The organism is Nitrosospira sp. Nsp11 (assembly GCF_900142705.1).
Lineage (GTDB): Bacteria > Pseudomonadota > Gammaproteobacteria > Burkholderiales > Nitrosomonadaceae > Nitrosospira.
Genome location: NZ_FRBV01000005.1, coordinates 23563 through 47764 on the forward strand (window position 1 = coordinate 23563; position 24202 = coordinate 47764).

25 protein-coding genes and 1 pseudogene are annotated in these 24202 nt (G+C 52.3%); 5 read left to right on the forward strand and 21 right to left on the reverse strand.

Annotation, left to right across the window (positions count from 1 at the left end; translation table 11 throughout):
• Positions 1–56 precede the first annotated feature (56 nt).
• Positions 57–3935, forward strand: coding sequence for an ATP-dependent RNA helicase HrpA (gene hrpA, locus BUA28_RS07660; RefSeq protein ID WP_072767534.1), 3879 nt, complete (start codon positions 57–59; stop codon positions 3933–3935).
• 56 nt (positions 3936–3991) lie between these two features.
• On the opposite strand, the gene BUA28_RS07665 is transcribed toward hrpA, so the two are convergent.
• The 4 genes from BUA28_RS07665 to BUA28_RS07680 form a co-directional block, all read right to left on the reverse strand.
• Entirely contained in the window at positions 3992–4933 is a 942-nt protein-coding gene (locus tag BUA28_RS07665) for a D-hexose-6-phosphate mutarotase (protein ID WP_072767535.1), read from the reverse strand.
• Positions 4934–5067: 134 nt separating this feature from the next.
• A complete protein-coding gene (locus tag BUA28_RS07670) occupies positions 5068–5526 on the reverse strand; it encodes a DUF3293 domain-containing protein (RefSeq protein ID WP_072767536.1) in 459 nt (152 codons plus the stop codon).
• 103 nt (positions 5527–5629) lie between these two features.
• Entirely contained in the window at positions 5630–6193 is a 564-nt protein-coding gene (locus tag BUA28_RS07675; protein WP_072767537.1) for a sugar O-acetyltransferase, read from the reverse strand.
• Between the two features lie 141 nt (positions 6194–6334).
• Entirely contained in the window at positions 6335–6715 is a 381-nt protein-coding gene (locus BUA28_RS07680; RefSeq protein WP_072767538.1) for a winged helix-turn-helix transcriptional regulator, read from the reverse strand.
• Between the two features lie 339 nt (positions 6716–7054).
• Between BUA28_RS07680 and BUA28_RS07685 the strand changes: the two genes are divergently transcribed.
• Positions 7055–7633 (forward strand): hypothetical protein, encoded by a 579-nt coding sequence (locus tag BUA28_RS07685; protein ID WP_072767706.1) that lies wholly within the window; start codon positions 7055–7057, stop codon positions 7631–7633.
• A 456-nt stretch (positions 7634–8089) separates the two neighbouring features.
• On the opposite strand, the gene BUA28_RS16250 is transcribed toward BUA28_RS07685, so the two are convergent.
• From BUA28_RS16250 to BUA28_RS16255, 4 genes and pseudogenes are all read right to left on the reverse strand, one after another.
• On the reverse strand, positions 8090–8296 hold the full coding sequence (locus BUA28_RS16250) for a GDCCVxC domain-containing (seleno)protein (RefSeq protein WP_072767707.1): 207 nt from the start codon (positions 8294–8296) through the stop codon (positions 8090–8092).
• 97 nt (positions 8297–8393) lie between these two features.
• On the reverse strand, positions 8394–8744 hold the full coding sequence (locus BUA28_RS07695; RefSeq protein ID WP_072767708.1) for a hypothetical protein: 351 nt from the start codon (positions 8742–8744) through the stop codon (positions 8394–8396).
• 27 nt (positions 8745–8771) lie between these two features.
• Positions 8772–9209 carry a hypothetical protein gene (locus BUA28_RS07700; protein ID WP_256598265.1) on the reverse strand — a complete coding sequence of 146 codons (438 nt, stop codon included), beginning with the start codon at positions 9207–9209 and terminating at the stop codon, positions 8772–8774.
• 230 nt (positions 9210–9439) lie between these two features.
• A pseudogene (locus BUA28_RS16255) lies at positions 9440–9675 on the reverse strand (heavy metal translocating P-type ATPase); the annotation flags it as partial.
• 404 nt (positions 9676–10079) lie between these two features.
• On the opposite strand from BUA28_RS16255, the gene BUA28_RS07715 reads away from it, so the two are divergent.
• The 3 genes from BUA28_RS07715 (at position 10080) to BUA28_RS07725 (ending at position 13876) form a co-directional block, all read left to right on the forward strand.
• Positions 10080–11096, forward strand: coding sequence for a PstS family phosphate ABC transporter substrate-binding protein (locus BUA28_RS07715; protein ID WP_072767540.1), 1017 nt, complete (start codon positions 10080–10082; stop codon positions 11094–11096).
• A 534-nt stretch (positions 11097–11630) separates the two neighbouring features.
• Complete coding sequence (locus tag BUA28_RS07720; protein ID WP_072767710.1) at positions 11631–12800, forward strand: glycosyltransferase family 4 protein; 1170 nt, start codon at positions 11631–11633, stop codon at positions 12798–12800.
• Positions 12801–12922: 122 nt separating this feature from the next.
• The gene (locus tag BUA28_RS07725; protein WP_072767541.1) at positions 12923–13876 is read left to right on the forward strand and encodes a glycosyltransferase family 2 protein; all 954 of its coding nucleotides are present in this window, start codon (positions 12923–12925) and stop codon (positions 13874–13876) included.
• Between the two features lie 162 nt (positions 13877–14038).
• On the opposite strand, the gene BUA28_RS07730 is transcribed toward BUA28_RS07725, so the two are convergent.
• The 13 genes from BUA28_RS07730 to BUA28_RS07790 all read right to left on the reverse strand — a co-directional run bounded on the left by BUA28_RS07730 (position 14039) and on the right by BUA28_RS07790 (position 24159).
• Entirely contained in the window at positions 14039–15001 is a 963-nt protein-coding gene (locus BUA28_RS07730) for an FkbM family methyltransferase (protein WP_072767542.1), read from the reverse strand.
• A 228-nt stretch (positions 15002–15229) separates the two neighbouring features.
• Entirely contained in the window at positions 15230–15955 is a 726-nt protein-coding gene (locus BUA28_RS07735; RefSeq protein ID WP_072767543.1) for a hypothetical protein, read from the reverse strand.
• A complete protein-coding gene (locus tag BUA28_RS07740) occupies positions 15948–17072 on the reverse strand; it encodes a hypothetical protein (protein WP_072767544.1) in 1125 nt (374 codons plus the stop codon). Before BUA28_RS07740 ends, BUA28_RS07735 begins: the two co-directional genes overlap by 8 nt.
• On the reverse strand, positions 17065–17676 hold the full coding sequence (locus tag BUA28_RS07745) for a GNAT family N-acetyltransferase (RefSeq protein WP_072767545.1): 612 nt from the start codon (positions 17674–17676) through the stop codon (positions 17065–17067). Before BUA28_RS07745 ends, BUA28_RS07740 begins: the two co-directional genes overlap by 8 nt.
• Positions 17676–19217, reverse strand: coding sequence for a hypothetical protein (locus tag BUA28_RS07750; RefSeq protein ID WP_072767546.1), 1542 nt, complete (start codon positions 19215–19217; stop codon positions 17676–17678). The genes BUA28_RS07745 and BUA28_RS07750 overlap by 1 nt, the downstream gene beginning before the upstream one ends.
• Positions 19218–19655 (reverse strand): hypothetical protein, encoded by a 438-nt coding sequence (locus tag BUA28_RS07755; protein ID WP_072767547.1) that lies wholly within the window; start codon positions 19653–19655, stop codon positions 19218–19220.
• 77 nt (positions 19656–19732) lie between these two features.
• A complete protein-coding gene (locus BUA28_RS07760) occupies positions 19733–20116 on the reverse strand; it encodes a hypothetical protein (protein ID WP_072767548.1) in 384 nt (127 codons plus the stop codon).
• Positions 20117–20201: 85 nt separating this feature from the next.
• Entirely contained in the window at positions 20202–22238 is a 2037-nt protein-coding gene (locus tag BUA28_RS07765) for a hypothetical protein (RefSeq protein ID WP_072767549.1), read from the reverse strand.
• 12 nt (positions 22239–22250) lie between these two features.
• The gene (locus tag BUA28_RS07770; RefSeq protein ID WP_072767550.1) at positions 22251–22790 is read right to left on the reverse strand and encodes a glycoside hydrolase family protein; all 540 of its coding nucleotides are present in this window, start codon (positions 22788–22790) and stop codon (positions 22251–22253) included.
• 31 nt (positions 22791–22821) lie between these two features.
• Positions 22822–23133, reverse strand: a complete 312-nt coding sequence (locus BUA28_RS07775; RefSeq protein ID WP_072767551.1) for a hypothetical protein — start codon at positions 23131–23133, stop codon at positions 22822–22824.
• The gene (locus tag BUA28_RS07780; RefSeq protein WP_072767552.1) at positions 23130–23429 is read right to left on the reverse strand and encodes a hypothetical protein; all 300 of its coding nucleotides are present in this window, start codon (positions 23427–23429) and stop codon (positions 23130–23132) included. The genes BUA28_RS07775 and BUA28_RS07780 overlap by 4 nt, the downstream gene beginning before the upstream one ends.
• A gap of 2 nt (positions 23430–23431) precedes the next feature.
• Complete coding sequence (locus tag BUA28_RS07785) at positions 23432–23611, reverse strand: hypothetical protein (RefSeq protein ID WP_072767553.1); 180 nt, start codon at positions 23609–23611, stop codon at positions 23432–23434.
• A 278-nt stretch (positions 23612–23889) separates the two neighbouring features.
• Entirely contained in the window at positions 23890–24159 is a 270-nt protein-coding gene (locus BUA28_RS07790) for a hypothetical protein (protein ID WP_072767554.1), read from the reverse strand.
• Positions 24160–24202 lie beyond the last annotated feature (43 nt).

Here is a 24202-nt window from a genome sequence, read left to right on the forward strand (position 1 = left end):
CGTACCCGTTCCTTCCGCTGCGTTAAAATACGTGTCTTCTCTTGAACAACCCGCTGATGAAAAAACTTCCTGCCATTTCTGTGATTGATGCTGCGCGGCGTCTTGCCAACCTGCCTAGGCCGGTCTATCCGGAAGATCTGCCTGTGGTTGCGCGACGCCATGAGATAGCGCGCGCGATCCGGGAAAACCAGGTGGTAATTGTGTGCGGTGAGACCGGCTCGGGCAAGACCACGCAGCTACCCAAAATTTGCCTTGAACTCGGGCGGGGGGCTGCCGGCATGATCGGTCATACGCAGCCTCGGCGCATTGCGGCGCGCACAGTAGCAGCCCGCATCGCTTCGGAACTCAAGAGTCCGCTGGGACGCGCGGTAGGCTATAAGGTGCGCTTTTCCGACAAGGTGAGTTCGGAAACTTATATCAAGCTCATGACCGATGGAATTCTCCTGGCGGAAACCCAAGGTGACCATTTCCTGCTGGCTTACGACACTATCATCATTGATGAGGCACATGAACGCAGCCTCAATATTGATTTTTTGCTCGGCTATCTCAAGCAATTGCTACCTGCGAGACCTGATCTGAAGCTGATCATCACTTCCGCCACCATTAACGCGCAACGTTTTTCAGCCCACTTCGATGATGCGCCGGTAGTCGAAGTCTCGGGCAGAATGTACCCAGTGGAAGTGCGCTACCGGCCGATTCAGTCGCACGGCGCCATTGATCCCGAATATCAGGCGAAAAATCGAAGTAAAGATGAAGCCCAGAATGAGGATAAGGAAGAAGACGATATTGAACAATCCATCCTGAACGCATTGGATGAGATTTCCGGCTCCGATACGGGCGATGTGTTGATATTCCTCCCTGGCGAGCGGGAAATCCGCGAGACTGCCGAGGCGCTGCGCAAGCATGGCATAAGCAGGCCCGGCAGTAGCGCCGCCATATCCGGTATGGAAATTCTGCCGTTGTTCGCGCGATTGTCCTATGCCGAGCAGGAGCGGGTGTTCAAGCCCGGCGGCAGCAATTTGAGACGTGTCGTGTTGGCTACCAATGTAGCCGAAACTTCGCTCACCGTTCCCGGCATTCGCTATGTGATCGATACAGGATTTGCGCGGCTCAATCGCTATAGTTATCGCAACAAAGTGGAGCAATTACAGGTCGAGAAAATTTCGCGGGCTTCCGCCAACCAACGGGCGGGGCGTTGTGGCCGCGTAATGAGCGGTATCTGCATTCGTCTTTATTCGGAAGAGGATTACCTTGCGCGTCCGGAATTTACCGATCCGGAAATCCTGCGCTCATCGCTGGCAGCCGTGATTTTGCGCATGAAGTCTCTCAAAATTGGAGAAGTGCAGAATTTTCCGTTCCTTGATCCGCCCCTGCCGCGAATGATCGCGGATGGCTACCAGTTACTGGCGGAACTCGGCGCAGTAGACGACAGCAATTCGTTGACCAGCATAGGCTGGCGATTGGCCAGGTTTCCTATCGATCCCAAGATTGCACGCATGATCCTGGCTGGCAAAGAAGAGAACAGCCTGAGCGAAGTGCTGATCATTGCGTCCGGCTTGAGCATACAAGATCCCCGCGACCGGCCGTTCGAGCAGCAAGAGGCCGCCGACAGGGCACATCAGCGCTTTCAGGATGAGCGGTCCGACTTCATCGGCTACCTGAAGCTGTGGGATTTCTTCGATGAATTGTTGAAGCATAAAAAATCCAATCGCAAGCTCATGGAGCAGTGCCGGGAAAATTTTTTATCCCACCGCAGAATGCGGGAGTGGCGTGAAATTCATGGTCAGCTACATACGCTGGTGGCCGAATTCGGGCTGAGACCAAACGAAATTCCCGCGAGTTATGACGAAATTCATCGCGCACTTCTGGCGGGGTTGCTGGGCAATATCGGCTTCAAGGCCGACGAGGATGGCGAGTATCTGGGAGCGCGCGCCATCAAGTTTTCGATTTTTCCGGGTTCAGTGCTCAAAAAAGCCAAACCTAAATGGGTAATGGCTGCCGAACTGACCGAAACCAGGAAGCTCTACGCACGTAGCGTGGCCAGGATCGATCCCCTTTGGGTAGAAAAAATTGCAGGCAGGCTGTGCAAGAAGCACTATTTCGATCCCCATTGGGAGAAGACACCGGCACAGGTATCGGCATTCGAGCGCATAACACTGTACGGCTTGACGATCATACCGAAGCGGCGGATTTATTACGGCGCAATCAACCCAAAGGAAGCGCGTGAAATTTTTATACGCTCGGCGCTGGTGGCGGGCGAATACCTGACCCAGGCGCCGTTTTATCAGCATAACCGCAAACTTATCGCCGAGGTGGCAGCGCTGGAGCACAAGACACGCCGCCCGGATGTGCTCGTGGATGAAGCAGAGATAGTTGCGTTTTACGACGATCTCATCCCTGACGGGGTATGCAACGGCGCGACATTCGAAAAATGGCGCAGGCAGGCCGAGCGGGAAAACCTGCGCCTGCTCTATCTCACCAGGGAATACCTGATGCGTCATGAGGCGGGCAACGTTACGGAAGAGCGTTTTCCCGATAGTATGGTCGTGGATGGTGTACGGCTGCAGTTTGCCTATCGCTTCGAGCCGGGGCATCTATTGGATGGCGTCACCCTTACCGTACCGTTACCGCTGCTCAACAAGCTTCAGGCTGCCCGGTTCGACAATCTCGTCCCAGGGCTGATCCGCGAAAAAATAACCTGGTATTTGAAAGCGCTGCCCAAACAGATACGCCGCCAGCTGATACCGATACCGGATTTCGTAACGCAGTTCCTGGAACGCCATGAATCAACGGTTACGGCTTCCGCCCCTGTACCCCTACCCAAGCCTCTGACTGAAGCATTAGCGGATTTTATCTCGTTCAAGACGGGGATCACTGTTCCGCGCGATATGTGGCACAACGAAAAACCCCCGCCGCATCTGCTGATGAATTATAACGTTGTGGACGATGCGGGGCGCGAACTGGCGATAAGCCGTGACCTCGCGCAACTCAAGGCGCAACTCGGCCAAGCCGCGCAGATGACATTCGCCCAGCTCGATTCGGGCGAGCGCAGCCCGATCGAGCGTGATGATGTGAAACGCTGGGATTTTGGTGACCTGCCCGAAGAAATCACTTTTATCCGCAGCGGGAAGAAACTGACCGGCTATCCGGCGCTGGTCACACGAGAGGAAAAAGTAGCCATTCATTTGTTCGATACGCGCCATGCGGCACAAGCCAATATGCGCGGAGGCGTGCGGCAGCTGCTGCGCTTCGAACTCAAGGAGCAAATGAAGCGATTGGAAAAAGACCTGTCGGGACAAAATCGATACCAGAGCCAGGCAGTATTGCAATTGCAAACCCTTATCAGTTCCCCGTTACTCAGGGAAGACATGCTGGACGCCATCGCCGACCGCGCTTTTATCGGTGACGATGCACTGCCCCGAACCGAAAAAGAGTTTATTGCCCAGCGGCAGCGGGCGAGAGCGCGGCTACCCGCCGTGACTGAAGCTGTTATCCGGACGGTACAAAATATCGCGGGTGAATGCCAGGCATTGTCGAGCAGTCTTTCTGCAGCGGGATCGGGTACTCCAAAGCTGAAAGACAAGCTGACTGCTCAACTGCGCAGCCTCGTTTATCCAGGGTTTTTAAATGCCACCCCATGGGAGCAGTTGCCACATTTACCGCGTTATTTGAAAGGCATGGTTTTGCGGCTGGAAAAATACGCGGCCAACCCGGAGCGTGACGCACGCCACGGCGCCGTTATTGCCGGGCTATGGAACCAGTATGAGCAGCGGATGGAAAAGCAACTCAAGGCCGGAATCCACGATCCGGCCCTGGCCGGATTCCGCTGGCAAATCGAGGAGCTGCGCATCTCGCTATTTGCTCAAGAGCTGAAAACGCCCTACCCTGTTTCCGCCAAACGGCTACAGAAATCTTGGGAAGAAATAAGCGCATGAAGTAGAAGGAATCGTCTCACTGCCCATCTATGGACGCGTATGCAATATTTGACTCACTAAGCGGCAGATGGAAATTCACTATCCAACTCCGACAAATGGGGTTCTATTCGATAGTTTGCCGCCAATCGCACTTCACTGCCTGAAGCCACTTCCATAATATCCACGCCCGCATTGGCGGTTTCAACGCACACAAAGCGCTCGTAATCGTCATCTTTCAGGTCGTCCATTTCAGCTGATATTTTTTCCCACGGGTTCCACACTACCGCGGTTTTGCTCCCTGTGGATGTGATTCGAATCCTCCGGCCGAAGGCAGCATCATCAATCAGTACCTCGCCGTGTGTGTCCTCATAGATACGGTCAACTTCCGTATCGATCGTTACCGGGCCCGCCTGGAGCTTTTGAAGGCCGTTATCGGTTTTATCGATATACTTGATTCCCTCCAGACCCGATATCGCCACCTGATCGATATGCCCTACTTTGAAGTAAGTGTGCAAAGCCTGAGTTACGTGAAACGTATGGGTTGTCGGATTGTGCGTAATTAATTCCAGGTTCAGCGATTCTCCAACAGTAATTTCCAGAGAAAGTTTGAATGAATGTGGCCATATCGCCTGTGTTTCGGGTGTATCTGCCAGACCCAGTGTAATTTTGCATTCCCCATTTGCGGTGACTTCGGTTTCTATCACATTCCAAAGCCGGTTTCGCACAAAACCATGGGCTGGGCGTCCCCGTTGCTTAGGGTCCGGCCCGAACCAGGGCCAGCAGATCGGTGCTCCGCCCTTGATGCTCTTACCCGCCTGATAATATGCAGCTTCGCTGAGAAACATCAGGTTATGCGGCTCATTGGCGGGCTGAAAGGACAAGACTTGGCCTCCGTAGATAGAGACCAGAGCGCTTGCCTTGACGTTATCTATTTTGATAAAAGGGAATCCTTCCGCACCTTCAATGAATTTGAGCTGGTCGGCAATTCCGTATTCCGCATTTAGTCGTTCGATATTCATGATTTTATTCCATTCGTATTTTATCTGAGTTGAGCTAGATAGAAACAACATTATAATAGCATTACAACAATCTGTTTGAAAGGCTTTTTTTGGATATCATCACTTATTCTAATATCATTAAAATATATGGGAGATCATCGGAGCAGGATCAGCCTGGGGATGGCGTCAGCTCCAGCCCATACTATAGCGTTTTGGCCAAACTCTTTCCCTAGCGCAGACGATTCCTTGAGATCCAGCCCAAGCGCAAGAAAGCTCTTCTCCGCCGGCCACTTCCCGCAGGGATCAAAGCCTTCACCCTCGATAATCCGGCTTGGCCCGACCAGGCTGCGCAGTTTGCCGAAAAGATGCACGCAAGCCTCCTGATTTATCTCGGGGCTCCGAACTTGTCCAAACGGATTGCAAGCAGTGATGAAAGCGGCAGATCGATGACCCGAAGCGGAAAAAAGCTGCGACAACGGTTCGGAATACTGATCTATGCGCAGGATAATTGCGCCAGGAGCAAAGCCTCTTCCGTAGTCAACCTGTTGGTCAACCCGATAGCGCGCTGAGCGGTAAGCGGCGATGAGGCCGCCGTCAATTTTAGACTGTGGCAAATAAAAATCCCGGTATTACCCAGCCTTGTTCCTGATTCTTCGGGCGTATAAGAAGAAACGCTTCAAAGTGGCTTCAAAAGTGTTTATCCGGCAGAAATGCCCATTAGCCAAGATGCCGTATTACTTTGCAAGGGTTCCCGGCAGCGAAAACGTTCGGCGGGATATTTCTGGTTACGACGCTGCCCGATCCAATGGTTGTGCCTCGGCCAATCGTTAAACCAGGATTGATAATCGCACCGCCGCCAATCCAGACGCTATCCCCGACTTCAATGGGTTTAGCCGCTTCCAGCCCTGTATTACGTTCTTCCGCCATCAGTGGATGCGTTGCGGTATAGATCTGAACACTGGGACCCAGAAACACATCGTTGCCTATGGTTACTTCTGCGCAGTCGAGCATCACGCAGTTAAAATTGGCATAGAAGTTATCGCCGATGTGGATGTTATAGCCGTAATCGCAAAAAAAAGGCGGCTCGATCACCGCACGCTGACCTAGCGTACTGAATAGCTCGCGCAGAATAATCGATCGTTTATCAAGGTCATCCGGCAGGGTTTCATTGAATGTTTTCAGCAGTTTTCTGGCGTGCCTTCTTTCCCTGCACAGCAACTCATCGCGGGACCGGTACAACTGCCCGGTGAGCATTTTATGCTTTTCCGACTGATGGGCCATAAATTACCCGGGAGTACAAGAAATGGGCAACCAAAACGAACAGGACATTTTACTGAAGTTTTATGGAGGGATTTTCGCAAGGCCCTGCCACAGAATGCCCTCTCCAAGCATTCTGTAGCGAGCTTGATTTTGCGTCAGTCACTAATTGTGCGAGCTCGTATTCGGGTATTGGCTCAAAAATTCTTGCGCATCACTCGCAGGATCGTGCTTCGAACCCCAGCGTAACAACTCCAGGATCGCGGGCGACAGATCATGGCCTTTCTCGGTAAGTGTATAAATCACTCTACGCGCATTGCCGGGATCGCGCTGGCGTGAAACGATATTAGACTCTTCCAGTTTTCTTAGCCGGTCAGAAAGTATATTGGAAGCGATCTTCTCCGGCGACATCAAAAAATCCCCAAAATACTGCTTGCGCATAAACATGATGTCGCGAATGACAAGCAGGGTCCACTTGTCGCCTAATATATCGAGCGCACAACTAACCGGACAGGAAGAGCGTTTGATCTGATCTTGTTTAACCATAACAGCCTCAACTTGTTATTTTAGTTGCACTATGCAATTAATCAATTATACTTTCCTTGCGCAACTCATATACAGGATAAAATAAACTTACGAGCGGGTCGAATTTTTGCAAATATAGAGCGTCTTAAAACTATCCTGCCAAACCGGCAAAGCAGCTAATGCTGCTGTAAAGGATTCAAAGTGTATTTTACTTTATCCGGGCTTTTCCGGAAAAATCATTACGGCTGGCGCAAGTGAAGTTTCTTCCGCCAGCCAATGGCTTGGCCTCTGCTAAATCGTAACTCATAGAAGAGTTCATTGTAGAGGCGAGCGTTATAAACAGAGAGGAGTAATTCAATGATGATCAAAGAAGTGATACGGGTCGGCGTATCGACTCTTGTGCTCGCCGCAGCGCTTTACAGCGGTGCGGTGGCTGCGCATGGAAGAGTCTCCATGGAAGAAGACACCTGCATGCGTCGGCTTGGCGACAACAGCATGGTGCATCTAAGTGCCTACCAGCCTCAGTACGAGCCCAGCGATCAGTACTGCACGGAAATCCCCAAGGGGGGCGATACTTTTCTGGTAGTAGATCTCGTAGATCCCGCGCTGCGTGACATACCGATAGGTGTGCGAATCGTCAAAGGGAGCCACGAGACAGAAGACGAGACAGTGACTTATTTGCGTCCGACCTACCACCCTGACGGAGTGATCAAGGGAGAGACCAGCCTGGACAAGGGTGAATATACGGTATTCATTACGGGAGAGGCGGTACCTCCCGTGCGCTATCAATATCCATTGCGCGTAGAACTGGTTAATTACGCGAAAACTTTTCGTGCCGCGATAGGTCCGCTGATCGCAGTGCTTCTATTGAGCTTGCTCGGGTATAAAGTCATGCAATCAAAGCGAGTGAAGCAGTGGCGTGCGTCCCGCAACCCGTAGGCGCCATTTTGGCGGCAAAGAGCGGGAATGGAAAAGAAGCTGCTTTTTGTTACATGAGATATGGCTCAGTTAAGGAAACTGACAAACAAGGAAGCCGACGAACGCAAGGTAGAAGCTTCCATTTGGATTCCGCGTTATCGCGTAGCTTTACCGAAAAGTGCGCCAGGATATGCTAACGCAATAAAGCATGAGCTGCGATGACACGGGTAGGTGTCGATGTGCTGGCGAAGTCCTTCATGGGGGAGGCATCAGGCTCCGACGCCAGCTTCGATAGGCTAGCGATGACCTGCTCCGGCAGGCATCGCTAGCCATTCTGTTGCTGGTCGTCGCCAATCATGAGCCTTGTCACTCATTCCGATACTTGCATCCGCACGCCGTCTGGCTTGCGCCCAATAACAAAATACCTATAACAATCCAGCCTGATTCCCACCGGTTTTTATTTGAATTTCCTGTTTGTTATCCGCAGGGGCATGATTGCATCTGGACCGGCGGGCATTTGACAGTCCCAAAAGAACAAAAGACACAGCAATCGCCAGGGATGGGGCGCAGCAGAGATCGGCAACCAGTGCATTCATAATAGAATTGGCATGCGTCCGTCGGCATTATCTCGCGTTTGACGAACCCGCAGCGGGGGCATGTCAGTATCGACTCCAGAATTGGCATGTTATCAGTCCTCATACGCACGAGATTGGGGAAAGCTGTTTCTGCTTCATTCATTAATCCATTAGCCGGCAAATAACAGCAGAGCCTGTCGACGGCATCATCTCGCCTCCTCTGCCATCTCGCGGTGCGCTTTCGCCATGCTCATGTTAGCCTCTGCGGCTTCTTCGTACACGCGCACCAAAGCTTTGGTATGCTCTCTCAGATCTTCAGTTTGCCTGCCGTAGTAATACCCATGCTCCCGGTATTCCGCGAGGCCGTTTTTCTGTTCTTGTGCTCGCGCACGCATTGCTTCCGCTGCAGCTTCATAATGCCTGGCCAGCGCGTTATGGTCTGCTTTGGTCCTGGCGCTGCGGACAGCGCTGCTCATATCCATCGGATGTGGATCGATATGCGTGCAGGCCGACAGGGCGAGAGCACCCAGAATGGTAAAAAAAACACGTGATTTCATGATCGTCTCCATGCTGGTTATCAAATTCTATTTTTTCATCTGCTCGGCCATTTGGCGGTGAGATTTCGCCATGCTCATGTTTACCTCTGCAGCGCGCTTATAATTACTCATTGAGGCTCGGCAGTGTGCTTTCAGATCCAAAGCCCTGGTGCCGTAATATGGGTGCATCTCGTATTCCTCGAGCTTTTTTTCACTCTCTCGCGCTTTTAAGCGCATGCCTTTCGCTACAGCCTCATAGTGTCTGGCTAGTGCAAGATGGTCAGCTCTGGTTTTAGCGTTCCGGATGGCGCTAGCCATATCCATCGGATGAGGGTCCATATGCGCGCAAGAGGCCAATGCGCTGAGAATAGCCAGAATTGAGAAAAATATGCGTGAATTCATATCGATTTCTGTAGTGTTAGAAAAAATAGCGGCGCGATCAAAACGATAGGGCTGGGCGGCTGCAGCAGTCGTGCCCGCTGGCATGCTGCTCTATTCCTTCACTGTAATCACGCTCATTTGTCAGCCAGGCGCTATAACTGAAAAGGATTTTTCATACTTCCTGAGCTTCACCTTTCTTGTGAGCTCACTCCACCCGTCCAACTGCCGGCTATAGGATAAGCAAACTGCTTCGCCAGATTAATCAAGCATACCGATAAATCCGTAAAAAATCGGCGAGCGCATCCATTTCTTCGTAGTATCCGTTTTTTCATAGTTTAATGGCGATTAAGCCGCAAGACATTGGTAACCACGGATACCGAACTCATCGCCATGGCCGCAACGGCAAACATCGGTGAGAGCAACAGACCGAAAGCGGGATAAAACACACTGCTGCAAGCGGGATGCCAAGGGCGTTATAGCAAAATGCAAAGGTAAGGTTCGGACGAATATTTCGCATGGTGACGCGCTCGATACCGCGCAAATCGCCCTTGACAAGCGTAACGCCCGCGCTTCCAAAACAGCACTGGCAAATGTGCCGAACTAAACTGGACTAAACCGGTTTTCCTCTGCCTTGATTCATATTAGGTTAACTTTTTTGATATTTGAATAATTCGAGGGTAATTATTCTGTTGCCGCTTACGTGCACCGAGAACCCCAAGCTGAGCCTTGCTGATGAGGCTACGTCGGCAGGGAAGAGGAATTTCTCGACGTTTTGCTCGACCGCTGCCATGATGAGGATGTCACGCTGATATTTATCGGTTGACGAGCGCCTCGCGAGCCATTTCACACGTTTCATCCCTTTACATGAAACTGTAATCCCTTTACATGAAACTGTATGAACGCTGGGCGGAGTAACAAGGGCCTTAGGCGGTGATGTGTAGCGACTAATCCGAGTTAACCGAAGGGAGAAAAAAAATGTTTATTTCACGTATCGTTAAATTGTTAGGCATGACCGCTCTATCAAGTGCGTTAATCAGCGCTGCCGGCTTCGCAGACGCCGATGCGATTATAAAAATTGACGGTTCGAGTACCATGTATCCCATCACCGAAGCGGTGGCTGAAAATTTCCAGGCAACCCAAAAAAATGCAATCAAAGTAATGGTCGGCGTCTCCGGTACCAGTGGCGGCTTCATGAAATTCTGCCGTGGTGAAATAGATATCGTCAATGCTTCCCGTCCCATTCTGGGAAAGGAAATGAAGGCCTGCAATAAGGCCCGCGTCGAATATGTCGAATTGCCGGTGGCATTTGATGCACTAACAGTGGCGGTGAATCCGAAGAATAACTGGGTCAAAACCATGACTGTCGCCGAATTGAAGAAAATATGGAGCCCCGCCGCCCAAGGTAAAATCACCAGATGGAGCCAGGTAAATCCGGCATGGCCAGATGAGCCGTTCAAGCTCTACGGCGCTGATGCGAATTCCGGGACGTTTGATTATTTTTCGCAAGCCATCATCGGCAAGGCGAAATCCATCCGTGGCGACTTTACGGCATCTGAGGACGACAACGTGCTGGTCCAGGGCGTCGCAAGCGACAAGAACGCGCTTGGCTTTTTCGGTTTTGGATATTATGTAGAAAATCAGGAGAAAGTCAGAGCTGTCGCCATAGATGATGGCAGAGGTGAAGGAGTCATTCCCTCCGTCGAGACTGTGGAAGACGGAACCTATCGGCCTTTGTCCCGCCCCATTTTCGTCTATGTAAACATGAAGGCGGCAGAGAAACCCGAAGTCAAGGAGTTTGTTACGTTCTATATCAAAAATGCGTCCGCTCTTGTGAGAGGCGCCCAATATTTCCCACTGCCGCCCAGAGCTTATAGAGCCGATATGGAATTCTTCAAGACGAAGAGGTTGGGAACAGTATTCGACGGCTTTTTGCCGGTAGGCATCACAATCGACGATCTGCTCCAGCGAGAGGCCCGTTTTTATGAAAACTGATCCTGAATCCAGCCGTTAGTGCCGCTTTCGAAACATCGATAGCAGATCAAGCTGTTATCGACCCCTGCCCCATCCGCAGCCAATCAAGGCCGTGGATGGGACAGGATCACAAGCCGTCTGGTCAGAAAACTTTGCTGAAATGCGCGCCTTGCGGATGGCGAGAAATTTGGATGAGATGAGAAGTGAGTCACCTCAACCGAAGGGGGATGATCTTAGCCCCGGTCCAGGTAGCACGGGTTACAATGGTGTAACCGACAGGAGGAAATCCATTGATGATTTCCGCCTATGCTCGTTCTTGTTACGCCGTTGTTACCTCATGTCCATCAGGATTGATTGCAACTGGGTTATCTCTCGGTTCCATGCCGTTGATTTTCGTTTTTTCTCGCGTTGTTTGTACTGCCGATTAATAACGCTTTCTCTTGCTTTCCTTCGGGAAGCATTCGACTGTCCCTTGTCCCACGGCCATTGCTAATGAATGCCAGAAGATGAACGGAACAGTTCTCTAACAGGCAGAAACCGCTATAGGAGTGCTTGGTGCGCGTATGTTTCGTGTCTCATACGGCTGAAAAATATGGAGCAGAGCTCGCTCTGCTCGAACTGTTGCAGGGGTTGGTCGCAGAGGGCGTCGATTGCAAGGTACTGGTTCCAAAAAAAGGTCCGTTGCTGGCAGCGCTGGATCAATTGCATATCGAGTGGAAAATCATTGGTTACCCTTTTTGGGTGGCGGGCGCGCGACGACGATGGATGTCAGGCCGTATTCTCCGCACAGCAAGGACGCTATTGCTTGCGATTCCTATGGCACACATCATTGCCAAATGGCAATGCGACCTGGTTTGTTCTAATACAATGACTATTGGCGCTGGAGCGTTGGCCGCGCGGTTGGCGAAGCGTCCGCACGTCTGGCACCTGCATGAGTTCGGGTACCGGGATCCCAATCTGTTATTCGACCTGGGCGAGCGCCGCACGGCGCGCTTGATGGACCGGCTTTCCGCGATTTTTATCGCCAACTCCCATGCGGTGGTTAAACATTATGGCCGATATATTAACCAGGAAAGAATAAAGGTCATTTATCAGGCGGTGACATTACGCGACGGGATTGAAAGTTCGCCAGGTAATCACGCTACTACTGATAAACCATGTTTTACGTGTGTCATCGTTGGCTCGCTGCACATTGCAAAAGGCCAGGACGAAGCCATCCGTGCCTTGGCCGAGGTAGTGCGCCGGGGAGTCGATATGGAGCTGTTTTTTGTAGGGGCAGGTAGTAAGCGATACCGCAAAGTGCTGGGCCAGCAAGTTCGCGATTTTGGTCTGGAACAGAGAGTCAAATTTATCGGATATGCTGAAAACCCCCTACCCTATATTCGAATGGCAGACGTTGTGCTGGTATGCTCTCGCTGGGAAGCGTTCGGACGAGCCACGGCGGAAGCCATGCTTTTGGGTAAACCCATTATCGCTACAGCCAATAGCGGCGGTACCGCGGAATTGATTCATGAAGGAGAAACAGGGCTCCTGTACGAAGCCGGCAATCATGTCGAACTTGCCGACAAGATTCAGCGCCTATATCAGAGCCCAGAGGAAGGAGCAAGGTTGGGCACAGCTGCGCACGTATGGGCAGCAGGGCGCTTTACTCAACAAAGATATGCGAAGGAAGTGATTGACGTATTAAATGAAGTGCTGACAGAAAAAAAACGGCAACCACTTTAGGTTGGAATGTGAAAGTAACAATCTCATTGGATAATGCAAGTTTCCATAGCCACTTGCAGAAGCAGACGTAACCCAAAAATGTGCTGGACGTAGCGGCGACGATCTCAACCTTTAGCAAGTAAATGAATAAACGGCTTTCATTGTCTGTCGCGCTAGCAAGTTATAACGGCGAACGTTATATCCGGGAGCAACTGGATAGTATCGCACGCCAAACCCGGCTACCAGATGAATTGATAATCTCTGATGATGCTTCGACTGATGCAACAGCGAATATCGCGCTTTGTTTTGCCCAGAATGCGCCTTTTCCAGTACGATTCCAGAGAAATAGCGAACGCCTCGGGTCGACTCGCAATTTTGAGTCTGCTATTCGCGCCTGTAATGGCGATATCATCTTTCTATGCGATCAGGATGATGTTTGGTACCCAGACAAGATAGCAGTCATTGAGGAGCGTTTTAACAACGCATCCAACATAGGCGCAGTATTCACCGATGCTGATATAGTGGATGAGAACTTGCATTCGCTCGCACAACACCTTTGGAAAGCCTCTGGATTCAGTCAGCAGGAACAGGCAGAGGTCACAGCCTCAGATGCGCTCGGCGTATTACTCAGGCACCCCGTAGCCACCGGCGCGACCATGGCTTTCCGGTCCATTTATCGTGACCTCATTCTGCCAATACCGGAAATAACATGGCATGACGCATGGATCTCGTTACTTATCAGTACTACATCACGCCTAAGTGCAATATCGACCCCGCTGATTGCCTATCGGCAACATAGCTCCAATCAGATCGGCATACGCCGTGACCAACCGGGCAAGAGTTGTGCTGCAATCTATGGACCGCGCGTTTTATTCTACGAGTTAGCTCGTAGCCGGCTGCTAGACTCCGTGGGGTGCTTTTGCAATGAAGAAGAAATTCATCGGCTTAATGAGGCGTTACTCTTTTTCCGTGCCCGTGCCGCTCTACCAGATGCCCGATTGCATCGGTTACCGGCCGCGCTATATGAGCTCCTGGCATTGCGTTACCATCGGTACGCGCGTGGATTGGGAAGTTTCTTCAACGACCTGCGGCGGTAAGTTTGTGCCAAAAACCTATGGCATGCTGTTCGACAATCTATTTGCTCAGAATAGATATCAGTAAGGTACTAAGGAATCGCGACCATAAAATACTTTACAGTGAATTCGTAAGACGTAATTTCAAACTGGCAAACAAGCACCTCTCACATTTATCCGTGGATGTCATCTTGAAAGCCTTCTTTTTAAGAGCAGGAGGTACTTATCAAAGTTTCTGTGCAATTTGAAACACCAGGTCCTTCTTTGTTCAGGCGATGAATAGCCGATCCCAAGCTTAGATGCGGCAATTGATTGTGCCAGCACCTCATCCACATACTGAAATTTATGCAGCAATAATAGTGCTAGATCATCAATTGTTCTCACTTTTGCAAGTTGTAGACGTTCAATATGGTCAACAAACTTGCCAACATTGTCTTCGTGAATCAAAAGGAGGCCACATTCCGCTGCCGGACCAAATATATTTTTTTTGGCTCCGTTAAAATTGAAGGGATTAAAGGCGTCACCTATTAGCCCATAAGTAAGATAATTCCGATGCCTTGCCCATCCGAGAATTCCTGCCGAATCCTCAAGAGAATTAACTTCCAAAAAGATAGTGGGAGTATGATTATTGATAGCTTCTTCACCTCCCATAAGCACCTCCAATTCCATTCCTTCTACATCTACTTTTATGAAATCGATAGGGCCTATATCAAACGAGTCCAATAGCTTTACTTCAACACCTTTCTGATCATTTATGTCACTTGGAGTATCTAGGTGAGTTGCGCCTTGGTTGTTGTGATAAGGTTCGTTGGCAATACACATTTTGCATCCTCGTGCCCCAAGGGCAAACGGGAGAGTAATAATGTTACGCAACGAAGCTTTTTTTGCGTTTTCTTCAAGAAGAAGATATATCGAACTATTCGGCTCGAAAGCATAAACTTTACCACTCGTGCCAACTATGCCTGAGAACGCTCTCGAATGTGTTCCGATAAATGCACCGACATCGACGACAACACTGCCTTCTTCGATGAAATTGCCTAGCGCATCGATCTCTGTTTGCGCCCACTCCCCGTAAAGACGAAGTGAATTTGCAACCAAATCCTTTTCGTCGGGAATTTCAAAACTACCATAACGACCCGCTACTAACATTCTTTGTTCCTCGAAGATGGTTTCAGCGGAAATAACGTCGACTAATATTTTGATATTATTCCTATGTATCCTTCCATGCTTCATAAGTTAATGAGCTAGCACGAAACTGAAATATTGTAACATTCGTAACGTATCGTCCTTGTCGAGCACTTTTTGTAATTCTCCAGATTGGTGAAATAGGCGTCTGTTCAAGCATAACTCCCCTGTCTATACGCCGTAATAACCTTCTTAACCTTTGGGAAAAAATTTGACGGCTAGCTGCTTTAGATCGATGTCCTTTTTCGCGCCTTCCGAAAAACTGAATCTCCAGAGATGTCCGAGTTTATCTTTATGATATGCCGGCACCGGATCAGCGGATAATTTTACACCCCCTTTTTCCAAGATTTCCCTGGCTCCTTTCGCATCTCCACTCAACAAGAAATGCAACGCATCAGGGATACGACTTTTCTTGGCTGCGTAGACTTGGTTCATCCATGGCGCCATCTCTTCCAGAAGGCCATATTTCTCATAAACGCCTGCCATCCGAGTCAGCTCATCCCGGTCTTCCGGAAGATTGCTGGTCAACATGCGCATGCCGATCATTTCATCGGATGACATCGTTGGCCGCGCCCCCGGCTTGTTCAGGCCGGAAAGCCCTGCGGACCTTGTGTCAACAACCACGGGTATTTGTGCGGAAATCTCGCTCAGCCCCGGCGCTCTGGATTGCAATGGCTGAGCAGTTGAGCCCTGCTGATTACGCTGCCAGCCGGCAACTATTTCATCGTTGGCGTTCCGCAACCGGTTCCGCTTTTCGCTTTCGAAACCAGCTTGTTCCATTTTTACCTGATGCAATTCTGTTTTGCGCTGACCGGATTCTTTCCGTTCACGGAGATATTGTCGCCGCAAATTGATATCCTGCCCCGCGCCCAAACCTTTCGCGAGTCCACCCGCAAATGCACCCAGTCCGTTAATCATGCCCGACCTCCCCGTTTTTTTTATCGACAGCGCGGTTGCGCTTCAGCATGGCCAAACTTCCGCTATTGATTCGATGGATAAAATCCTCCCCTACCAGCTCTATGGCTTCCTTGTTCAATACCGCTTCGCCGTTGGATAAACGGATAGGCTTGATCCCTTCAATGCTTGCCAGGATGGAATCGCTCGTGCCGGTGCCCGGGCCTTTTATCATACCGCCCTTCATATAGCCCTTGCGCTTCAGTAATCCAGGGCCATAAGGGGTTCCATTTTTTATGATGCCGCCTTTGCGAAGCCCAGGCCCCATCATATAAGCGCCCCCTAGCGTTCCAACAAGGCTTCCTAATCCTTCCAGCGCGGCTGCCTTGTTTTGCTGCTGTTGCTGCCATGCGCCAAGCTGGCCCTGGTACTGATTCAGCATTGTATTGCCCGCTGAGTTGTTGGCCCCGGTAGCTCCACCGAACCAGCTCTGTGCCGCGTTCAGGCCGGCATTATGCAGCCCCGCCTGGGTGGCGAGGTTTCCTGTGGCTGAGTTACCGGCGTTCAAAGCGGCTGCATCCGTCGCTATCCCTGTGGTGGGCATATTGCGCCCGAATTGCGCCGTGCCTTGCCGCATGGCCATGCCCTGCAGCTCAGTATCCCGGCGCGCCTTGTTCATGGCGCCTGCCGTATCTTTGGCCAGCCCCAGATTGGTTTCGTGGGCCAATGCCTGAAATCTGCCCGAATTCGGGTTGATGCCCATGCGCTCCATCGAGCGCTGGCTGGCATCCCGCGCAGCCTGATAGCCGCGCACGACATCGCCGCCCGCCTCTGCCGCCATCCGGTCTTTGCGCGCCTGCGAGTCGAACTCATTGGCATCCTTGACCATGCGCTCCTCTACAGGCGCGAACAGATCGCGGTAAACCTGCCATTGCGACTCCGCCCTGGCGGCATTGGCATCGCCCGATGCAATCTGCTGATCAACAATCTTTTGAATGAGCGGGTCTTGCACGCTGGCTCTATCCCTTTCCCACTCGAGCTGTTGTTTCGCTACATCGAGCTGCTGCTGCGCGATATCGGCATTCTGCTTCGCTGTCTGGCCGATCAGTGGATCGGGTTTCGGCGGTTTCGAGCTACACATTTTCAACCTCCAGTATTTTATTCAATCCATTTTCCACATGGCGATAGCCGAGCAGGCGGAAGAACCGCGCAGCCTTGTTGGCCGTCTTCACGGTAATATTGATCTCGCTTGCGCCGATGAGCCGCATCGCATTTTCCACATATGCCACGAAATGCCGGGCAGCCCTCCCCTTGCGCGCTTCAGGCAACAAATAGAGCGTGTCTTCCGTGGCAATGATGGTTTGCGTATGTGCGCTCCTATCCAGGTACATGGCACAGTTGCCCAATAATCTCCCTCCGCGTCTCAGGGTCAAGAGAACATACCGCCCGGCACGTTCATAACGGATGAAGGTCTCGTAATCCGGATTGAACGGCAGCCCATGCCGATGCGCCTCCGTCTCGTCCCAATGCGCCCGGTGCAGCGGCTTTATCTCCTCGCCAATGTTCTCGATACGCTCCAGTGAAAATATGAAATCCTCATGACCTTCGGGCTCGATCCGTTCAATTACGCTTGCCGGTATCAACGTGCCAATCCGGCTGGCTGCAACGCAAATGTCTGCCGCCAACCCGGGTAGCAAGGGCAAGCCCATGTTTGTCTTGAGCAAAGCAATCAGTTCTGTATTCATCAGCTATCCAGTCTGGTGATTATGCGTTCTACCGCAATGCGGACGTCATTGGTATAGGCATAGAGAGCCTCACATTCCGCTCGGGTAGGTACGGCAGAGAATGTAAGCGCGCGAAACGCTGGTGGCATTATTCTGTTTCCCCGTCGCCCGATCAGTAGCTCAATCATGGTTTTCAGCCATTCCGGCGTTCCCGCAGGTATGCCCGGTTTCTTGATGCGTAGCGTTGCCACCATGCCTGTACTCAGCGCGGATTCGACGATAATCCCATCGCTGACGGCGCCTGTGCCGGCTTTGTTACCCTGATTGGAAAAGGAGACAATGAGGATGTGCGTCTGCGTAATGATCGCGGCGCCTGCAGAATTTCCCTGAACCACCGGTTCCGCTTCGAGCCCGCCCCGGCCGATATACAGAAAGCCAGTGGTACTCGTGTTATCCTGGGTAGGCGCAGCGGCAACGATGATGTGAGCTTGGGTTATGGCAGGCGCAAAGCATGCCTGTCCCTGTGTTCCCCCTGGCACGATCAACATTCGTGCCTGTGTTACCACGCCGGTGCCGGACATATTGGTCTGAGCATTCGATACAGCGGCAAGAATCTGATTCTGGGTAATCCGCCCATCCGCATTTGACGCGCTGGTTTGAACGGCTGGTGCAGCGGCAAGAGCTTGATCCTGGATGAGCGTCCCGGCTTTGGCCGTGCCATTTTGCGTTAATGCGGCCCCAACCAGCGCGTGGTCCTGCGCTACTGCTCCCATATCGACAAAATTCGCCTGAGCCGGAGTTTCAGCAGTCAAATAACATATCGTACTGTTCCACAACTTTTTTGGGGAAGCCTTGAATAGCAGCCATGGATTGTTGTATAGGGCGATACTCTCTGCGCGACCGATGGCGCGGTTATAGAAATACCCGTAAGCAATTCGCCCCGTAAGTAACCCGCCGGTGCCGCCCGTTCTTGCGCCAAAAACAATGTTTTCCGATTCTTGACCCGCCGCGCCCACAACAAGGGTGACTTCCCTGCCGTAATCTCCGTAGAGTTTGGCAATCGATCCATCCCAAGTGATCGTGTATTGATGCCAATCGGCGTTCCCCCATCCCCAGTTCGGAATAGTTTGAGCGCCGCGCAGCCAGATTCCAGGGTTATGATTGGCAGCAGCATCACAGTAAATCTGGAAGGTTCGGCTTGCGCCAGTGGCGCTGGCTTTGCCTACAAATGTGCCGGTATTTCCGGTACCCTCAAGCCGCGCATAAATAACAACCGACCACTGGCTGGTTGAGTCAGCAAAAAGATTTACACCGCCGAGGCTCTGCTTCCCCGTATTGACGTAGCCCGCTCCAGCGAATGAAGTAACGCGCCCAGGTTTGTCCGCGCGGTATGCGCCATTCGTTACCTGATATTTGACTCCGGTTACGCGGTCAAATACCGCGCCTGCAGTATCAAATACGGTTGCCGCCGCCAAGCCGAATGCTAGCGGGTTTGTCCAGTCTATCGGCGCGGGCGCCTGCGGCTGCTGCTTAAACCGGCGCGGCAGGATCAATGCAGACACTTACGCCGACACTCCGGCAATCTCGGCGAGGTAAATATTGCCGGAAGTCAGTGGCACGCCCATGTCGTTTTTTGCGACCAGCTTCAAATAGCGGGCAGTGGGCAGCCCTTGCAGGCTGAAGAATTTTCGGTGCGTATTGGTATCATTGCACGGCAATGTTCCAATCCAATGCAAATCAGCTTCTTCAGTTGCCGTTAGGCCGGTTTCAGGCCCGCTGCCAAAATTGATATTGTCCAGCGATAGCTTTGCGAACAGGATGAGTTGCCTGTTGGCGGCAGGGGTCCCGCTCGGGTCGCATTCAACTTCCAAAGTAACGTCCAGTGGAATAGCGGCGCCCAGGTCAATTGCTGCCGATGCTATATAGGCTGCGTTCGCCAGTGTTCCCAAATTCAATACGGATGGGCTGCGAGCGCCCTGAGTCTGTGTGAAGATTGCCATGATCTGTGTTCCTCAAGAGTTTTTTCCGGGAAAGCCTCGCTTAGGCAGATTTAGGTACTTAAGCAGGCTAAGCGGGTTTAGGCAGGCTGTGAACTGGTATAAGTCAGGCTCGGGAAATTGATGGTATTTCCGCTGGTAATCACCTGGTCGCTGGTCTCATCCGTTACCAGCAAAACCTTGCTGACGCTATCGGTAAAAGCAATATGCAGATCCGGCGTTGCACCCGAGTTGGCGAAAGCCGCTCCGCTTTTGGCCGACACGCTCAAGACACGAGCCGCGCCATCGGAGCCGGTCAGCGCATAGTCGCCAGAAGCCATGGTAACTTCACAGATCGCGTTTCCGGTTACTGTTGCGTAGCTGTCCGCCGGCATGTAGGTCTTGAGCAAAAGCATGCGGACTGCGCCATTTCTGATTGCATTGAGGCCGCCGTCCAGTACATCGGAATGAACGTATTTTGCCACTCGATACTCCTTTTTCCATAAACCAAAAAAACGCCCAGACGAACTGGGCGAACCAAGCTAACTGAGCAGGTCACTTCAATATTTGCTATGCCTGCTTTAACCCATCCATTGTCTCGGCCAGCACCACTCCGGTAACCTTCACATTGCCGGATAGCACAATCTCCACGTTATCGGATTTGTACCCGGCGGGAAGCCGGAAAGCGCGGCTGTTACGCACCTGCCTGGTGAATTTCAGCGCACCATCCGCCCATAGCTGAAATTGCAGGGAATCGATGGCAAGCGGCGGAATATCCTGCATGGCATCGCCTCCAATCTCATATTCGGCGAGACAGGAGTCTGCTAATCCGTCATTCATCATGCCAACGGTAATCAATGCCTGGTTTACTGCAATGGCTGCATCGTAAGATGCCTGCGCGGACGCCGCCTCCGTTTCCGTCATATCGAAGTCAGCGTCTATCTTCGCCGCTCCATAATTAAGGGGAGGCGCAGTGATGAATTTCCTGCTTTTCCACTCGTAGGCAAGTTTGGCCCCGGCATCACCTTCCCATTCGTAAATTTTCCTGTCCACTGCCACATAGAGTTTGCCTGTAGCCGGGTCCGCCCATATTGCGGTGATATTCTGGTTGACCTTGATAAAGGATGCGCTCTCGGCCTTGTCGATCACAAACATGAGCGAACTATCGTTAGCGGTATAACCCGCGTAGTAGCGGTTATCGGCAGAGGCGCCGATGAATGTGGCAGGGTTCAGCTCTGCCCATTCTCTTTGCGTGAACAGGTTTTTGGTAACGATGTCACTATTCGTTCCAATAATTACCATGCCTTGCGGGGCGGGGTAGCCTATGCCGAATGCGAAGCTCGCCACACCGCGCTTCGCCATACAGGGCCACGCAACGCCCAATTTTTCCATGCCGCCGCCCATTGTCACCGGGTCAACCCCGGTAATGGTAAATGGGTTGCCTTCGGTCATTCCGACCAATGTGGTGCCGGTAACGGCAATCGCAACGATGTCCTGGTCGTAGGTCTGGCGGTAAGAAGTCGGCCAGGCATAGGGCTTGAATGGTTCGGAGAACAGGACTTCGTTGCCGGCGAAACCAGCGGCAACCCCGTTTGCAAGGATCGTAATACCCTTCATGTTCGCAGGCGGCATATTCCAGGTTGTGGAAGGCAGCATTTCACCCAGGGCAACTTCCTCATCGCGGGTTGAATCATCGTACGTGGTGGTAATTGCAGATACCGTGACGACATAGTGATACTCCGCGCCGCCCGAAGTGGTGAGTGTGCGGTAAATACGCTTGGCCATGCCGCTCGTGTTGTGCCGCGCCACCCGTACCCATGCCCCGCCGGTGGTGTAAACCTGAGTTGTCGACAGCGACACGACGACCTTATTTGTGGCTGCATCAACACGCACCAGCGCAAACTCGCCATTGAGATCCGCCATACCCTCCACGGATGCAAACCTGATTTTCTCGTGCGCCCGAAGCCCATACACCGTATCCAGCGTGATCTCTACCTGTCCCTCAAACGGTATATCCTTCACTGCGCCGGTTATTGACCCGGTATTGGGCGGTGCGGTATCCATGCCTGATAGCGCCCAGGTATCGTCATCCTTGCCGGTTGTTACCGAGGATGCCGGCGACGGCGCGGATTCTTCGCCCCATTGTGTGACAAAGGTATAAACGTAGGAACGGGTAACCGTCGATCCGGCGCCGCCGGCGGGCATGACAGCAGGCGGATTAAGCGGTTGTGCCACGCCCAGCACATAGCAGCCCGATGGATAAGGCCCGGCGCCCGCAGTTGCCATGTCATATTCCGATGCGCGCGGTTCGCCATCGCCGGTGTAGTAAAAGCGTCGCGATGTATTTCCGGCAACAGGAGAACGGGCAACATCCACATCCTTGTCCCACGCCAGCCATTTTTCATTCCCATCCTTCTCCATGCGAAACATGGAAACGATGTCATTGGCGATGACCGGTGCAAATACCAGACGCGGGCCGTTTATCGGGCGTAAATCGCCGCTTGTCAAATTACAGTTGGTCGCAACCTGAGCCTGGCTGGCCCCAAGCAATTGCTTTGCCAGCCTTGGCACCAACCCGGAAAATCCAGTGATTCTGAAAGCGCTCACTCTGGCAAAGCCTCAATTTTGGGATAATGTTACATATTGCTGGCCTGATTTCTTTCCTTCGCATATCGCACGCTCTTCGGCCCGCCTTTTTACCAGGCCCGGCAATACTTTTCTGCCCGGTCCGTACTTGAACGCCTCTATACGTGCGCATGCTTCCGCATATTTTTCCGCGTTGATCAAGTCGATCAGGTTGGGCGATTTTCCCGGCAAAGCTTTTCGGCAGAATGTCGGGATGCCAACGCTATACGCCAGCCTGACAAACGCCTCGTACTCATACTGGTACAGCGGTACGGTCACGCAGCGTTTCACGCCCGCGGCATAGACGCCCTCGATCTCATCAAGCAACCGCACCAGCGACCGCACCGGCGTGGTCCTGTCGCCCATCCTGACCCCGGCAGTCGTGCCGTATCCAATAGTCGGCACATCGCCGGGCACAGGAATATATGCCTCATCCTTGTAGCCTTCATGCACTGCGATCCCCACGAGCGTGGAGGCCGCCAGCACCAATACCGCCATTGCAGACCGGACTTGCGTCGCGGATGATTTAATCATTTCTCGATCCTCGGATTTTTACTGCATTTTTTCACGGCACTCTTGCCGATTGCGGCGGATCTCGTCTGGCATTTTCCGTAATGCAGTCGAGCTTCGCCTTTATCGTCTCTTTCATATCGCCCGCATCCAGGGTGGCGCAGGACGCAATTTCGGATGAGGGTGAGGGTGAGGGTGAAGACGATATCCTGGGTTTCGGCTTGCGCGTCTCCGTCCCGTTTCCCAGCTCGGGATGAATGGCGGTTGCGGGCTCCTCGGCCATCTGATGCTCCGCCTGATGCTCCGCCGGCAGTGGCGCCAGCATGGAACATGACGCCAGAAACAGGGCTCCAAGCGGATATCTCATTGCTTCCTCCCGCGTGCCCACTGGTCAATGATCCGGTCGAGCTTCTCGTTAAATTCTTTCATCGTTTCCCGTTGCTCCACCCGTACCGATTTGAGCTCTTCGCCCAGGCGCTCATTGGTTCTTTCCTGATAAAGTTCTCCCCGCTTCAAGCTTGCAATATCGTTTTGCACCGCGTTATAGGTCGCAACGCCCGACGCGAGTAGACCCGCTATTGCAATAATCCCGCTAAAGGATAATGTAGAGGTGGACGGCCCGCGCCGCCGCTCGGTCTTGTGATCGCTATCATCGTCCGCCATGATCAGGACAGGATCCACAAGAGTGCAATGGCAAACAGGGCAGCGCCCAGCAGCATCGCCGCCGTCCATTTGGATGCCTTCAATTTATCGAGCAGCTTATCGGCGCTTGCGTCGACCGCGGCATTTTGCTTTTCCATCTCGTCCTTGATGATCCTGATGCGCTTGCGCTGAAACATGGTCATGGTGAATTCTCCAAAAAATAAATCTGAACAAACAGGCAAAGTGGTCCCAGTGATCCCTGTGGGACAAGTGGTTCTATGCTGGTGAGGAGCAAAAAAAAACGCGGCAAAGCCGCGTCATATCCGACGAATCTGATCAACTGAATCTGATCAGCTGTGTTACAGGTGGGTTAAGCGTTTTATACGTGCCTGTTTTATACGTGCCCGCGTGCTTACCATTGAATTGCATCCGGCCGTTCCTGGGTCGCATGGTCGCCTAGTGCGGCGACCTGGTCGCGCAATTACTGTCGCTTACCCGCGATGACCATGGGCAGGTGCGAACAGCGCGGCATTGGCAATGATCTTGCCAGCCAGTTCAGCCCTGCTTTTGCCCTGCCCGGCTGCCGCGCTATCCAGCTACGGCCTTGCAGCATCTGGATCCAGCAGCCAGGCATTGGCTTTTGCTTCCTGTTTGGGCTAACTGCCGACTTCGCCCGACGGTAATCTGCGCTCATTGCATCGATAGCGGCCTGATAGGCTGCATTGATGCGTATCAGCACGGCCACTTTCATCTGGGTGCCTGAAGGCGGCGCAGGTGGAGGAGGCGGAATAAAT

Excerpts from the sequence above, each read along its gene's own strand:
- BUA28_RS07700 (WP_256598265.1), bottom strand. The coding sequence starts at position 9,209 with ATGCCAGCGGGCACGACTGCTGCAGCCGCCCAGCCCTATCGTTTTGAT.
- BUA28_RS07725 (WP_072767541.1), top strand. The coding sequence starts at position 12,923 with ATGAATAAACGGCTTTCATTGTCTGTCGCGCTAGCAAGTTATAACGGC.
- BUA28_RS07695 (WP_072767708.1), bottom strand. The coding sequence starts at position 8,744 with ATGAAATCACGTGTTTTTTTTACCATTCTGGGTGCTCTCGCCCTGTCG.
- BUA28_RS07715 (WP_072767540.1), top strand. The coding sequence starts at position 10,080 with ATGTTTATTTCACGTATCGTTAAATTGTTAGGCATGACCGCTCTATCA.
- BUA28_RS07770 (WP_072767550.1), bottom strand. The coding sequence starts at position 22,790 with ATGATTAAATCATCCGCGACGCAAGTCCGGTCTGCAATGGCGGTATTG.
- BUA28_RS07775 (WP_072767551.1), bottom strand. The coding sequence starts at position 23,133 with ATGAGATATCCGCTTGGAGCCCTGTTTCTGGCGTCATGTTCCATGCTG.
- BUA28_RS07780 (WP_072767552.1), bottom strand. The coding sequence starts at position 23,429 with ATGGCGGACGATGATAGCGATCACAAGACCGAGCGGCGGCGCGGGCCG.
- BUA28_RS07735 (WP_072767543.1), bottom strand. The coding sequence starts at position 15,955 with ATGATTAACGGACTGGGTGCATTTGCGGGTGGACTCGCGAAAGGTTTG.
- BUA28_RS07665 (WP_072767535.1), bottom strand. The coding sequence starts at position 4,933 with ATGAATATCGAACGACTAAATGCGGAATACGGAATTGCCGACCAGCTC.
- BUA28_RS07745 (WP_072767545.1), bottom strand. The coding sequence starts at position 17,676 with ATGAATACAGAACTGATTGCTTTGCTCAAGACAAACATGGGCTTGCCC.
- hrpA (WP_072767534.1), top strand. The coding sequence starts at position 57 with ATGAAAAAACTTCCTGCCATTTCTGTGATTGATGCTGCGCGGCGTCTT.
- BUA28_RS07785 (WP_072767553.1), bottom strand. The coding sequence starts at position 23,611 with ATGACCATGTTTCAGCGCAAGCGCATCAGGATCATCAAGGACGAGATG.
- BUA28_RS07740 (WP_072767544.1), bottom strand. The coding sequence starts at position 17,072 with ATGTGTAGCTCGAAACCGCCGAAACCCGATCCACTGATCGGCCAGACA.
- BUA28_RS07790 (WP_072767554.1), bottom strand. The coding sequence starts at position 24,159 with ATGAAAGTGGCCGTGCTGATACGCATCAATGCAGCCTATCAGGCCGCT.
- BUA28_RS07730 (WP_072767542.1), bottom strand. The coding sequence starts at position 15,001 with ATGTTAGTAGCGGGTCGTTATGGTAGTTTTGAAATTCCCGACGAAAAG.
- BUA28_RS07685 (WP_072767706.1), top strand. The coding sequence starts at position 7,055 with ATGATCAAAGAAGTGATACGGGTCGGCGTATCGACTCTTGTGCTCGCC.
- BUA28_RS07680 (WP_072767538.1), bottom strand. The coding sequence starts at position 6,715 with ATGGTTAAACAAGATCAGATCAAACGCTCTTCCTGTCCGGTTAGTTGT.
- BUA28_RS16250 (WP_072767707.1), bottom strand. The coding sequence starts at position 8,296 with ATGCCAATTCTGGAGTCGATACTGACATGCCCCCGCTGCGGGTTCGTC.
- BUA28_RS07755 (WP_072767547.1), bottom strand. The coding sequence starts at position 19,655 with ATGGCAATCTTCACACAGACTCAGGGCGCTCGCAGCCCATCCGTATTG.
- BUA28_RS07675 (WP_072767537.1), bottom strand. The coding sequence starts at position 6,193 with ATGGCCCATCAGTCGGAAAAGCATAAAATGCTCACCGGGCAGTTGTAC.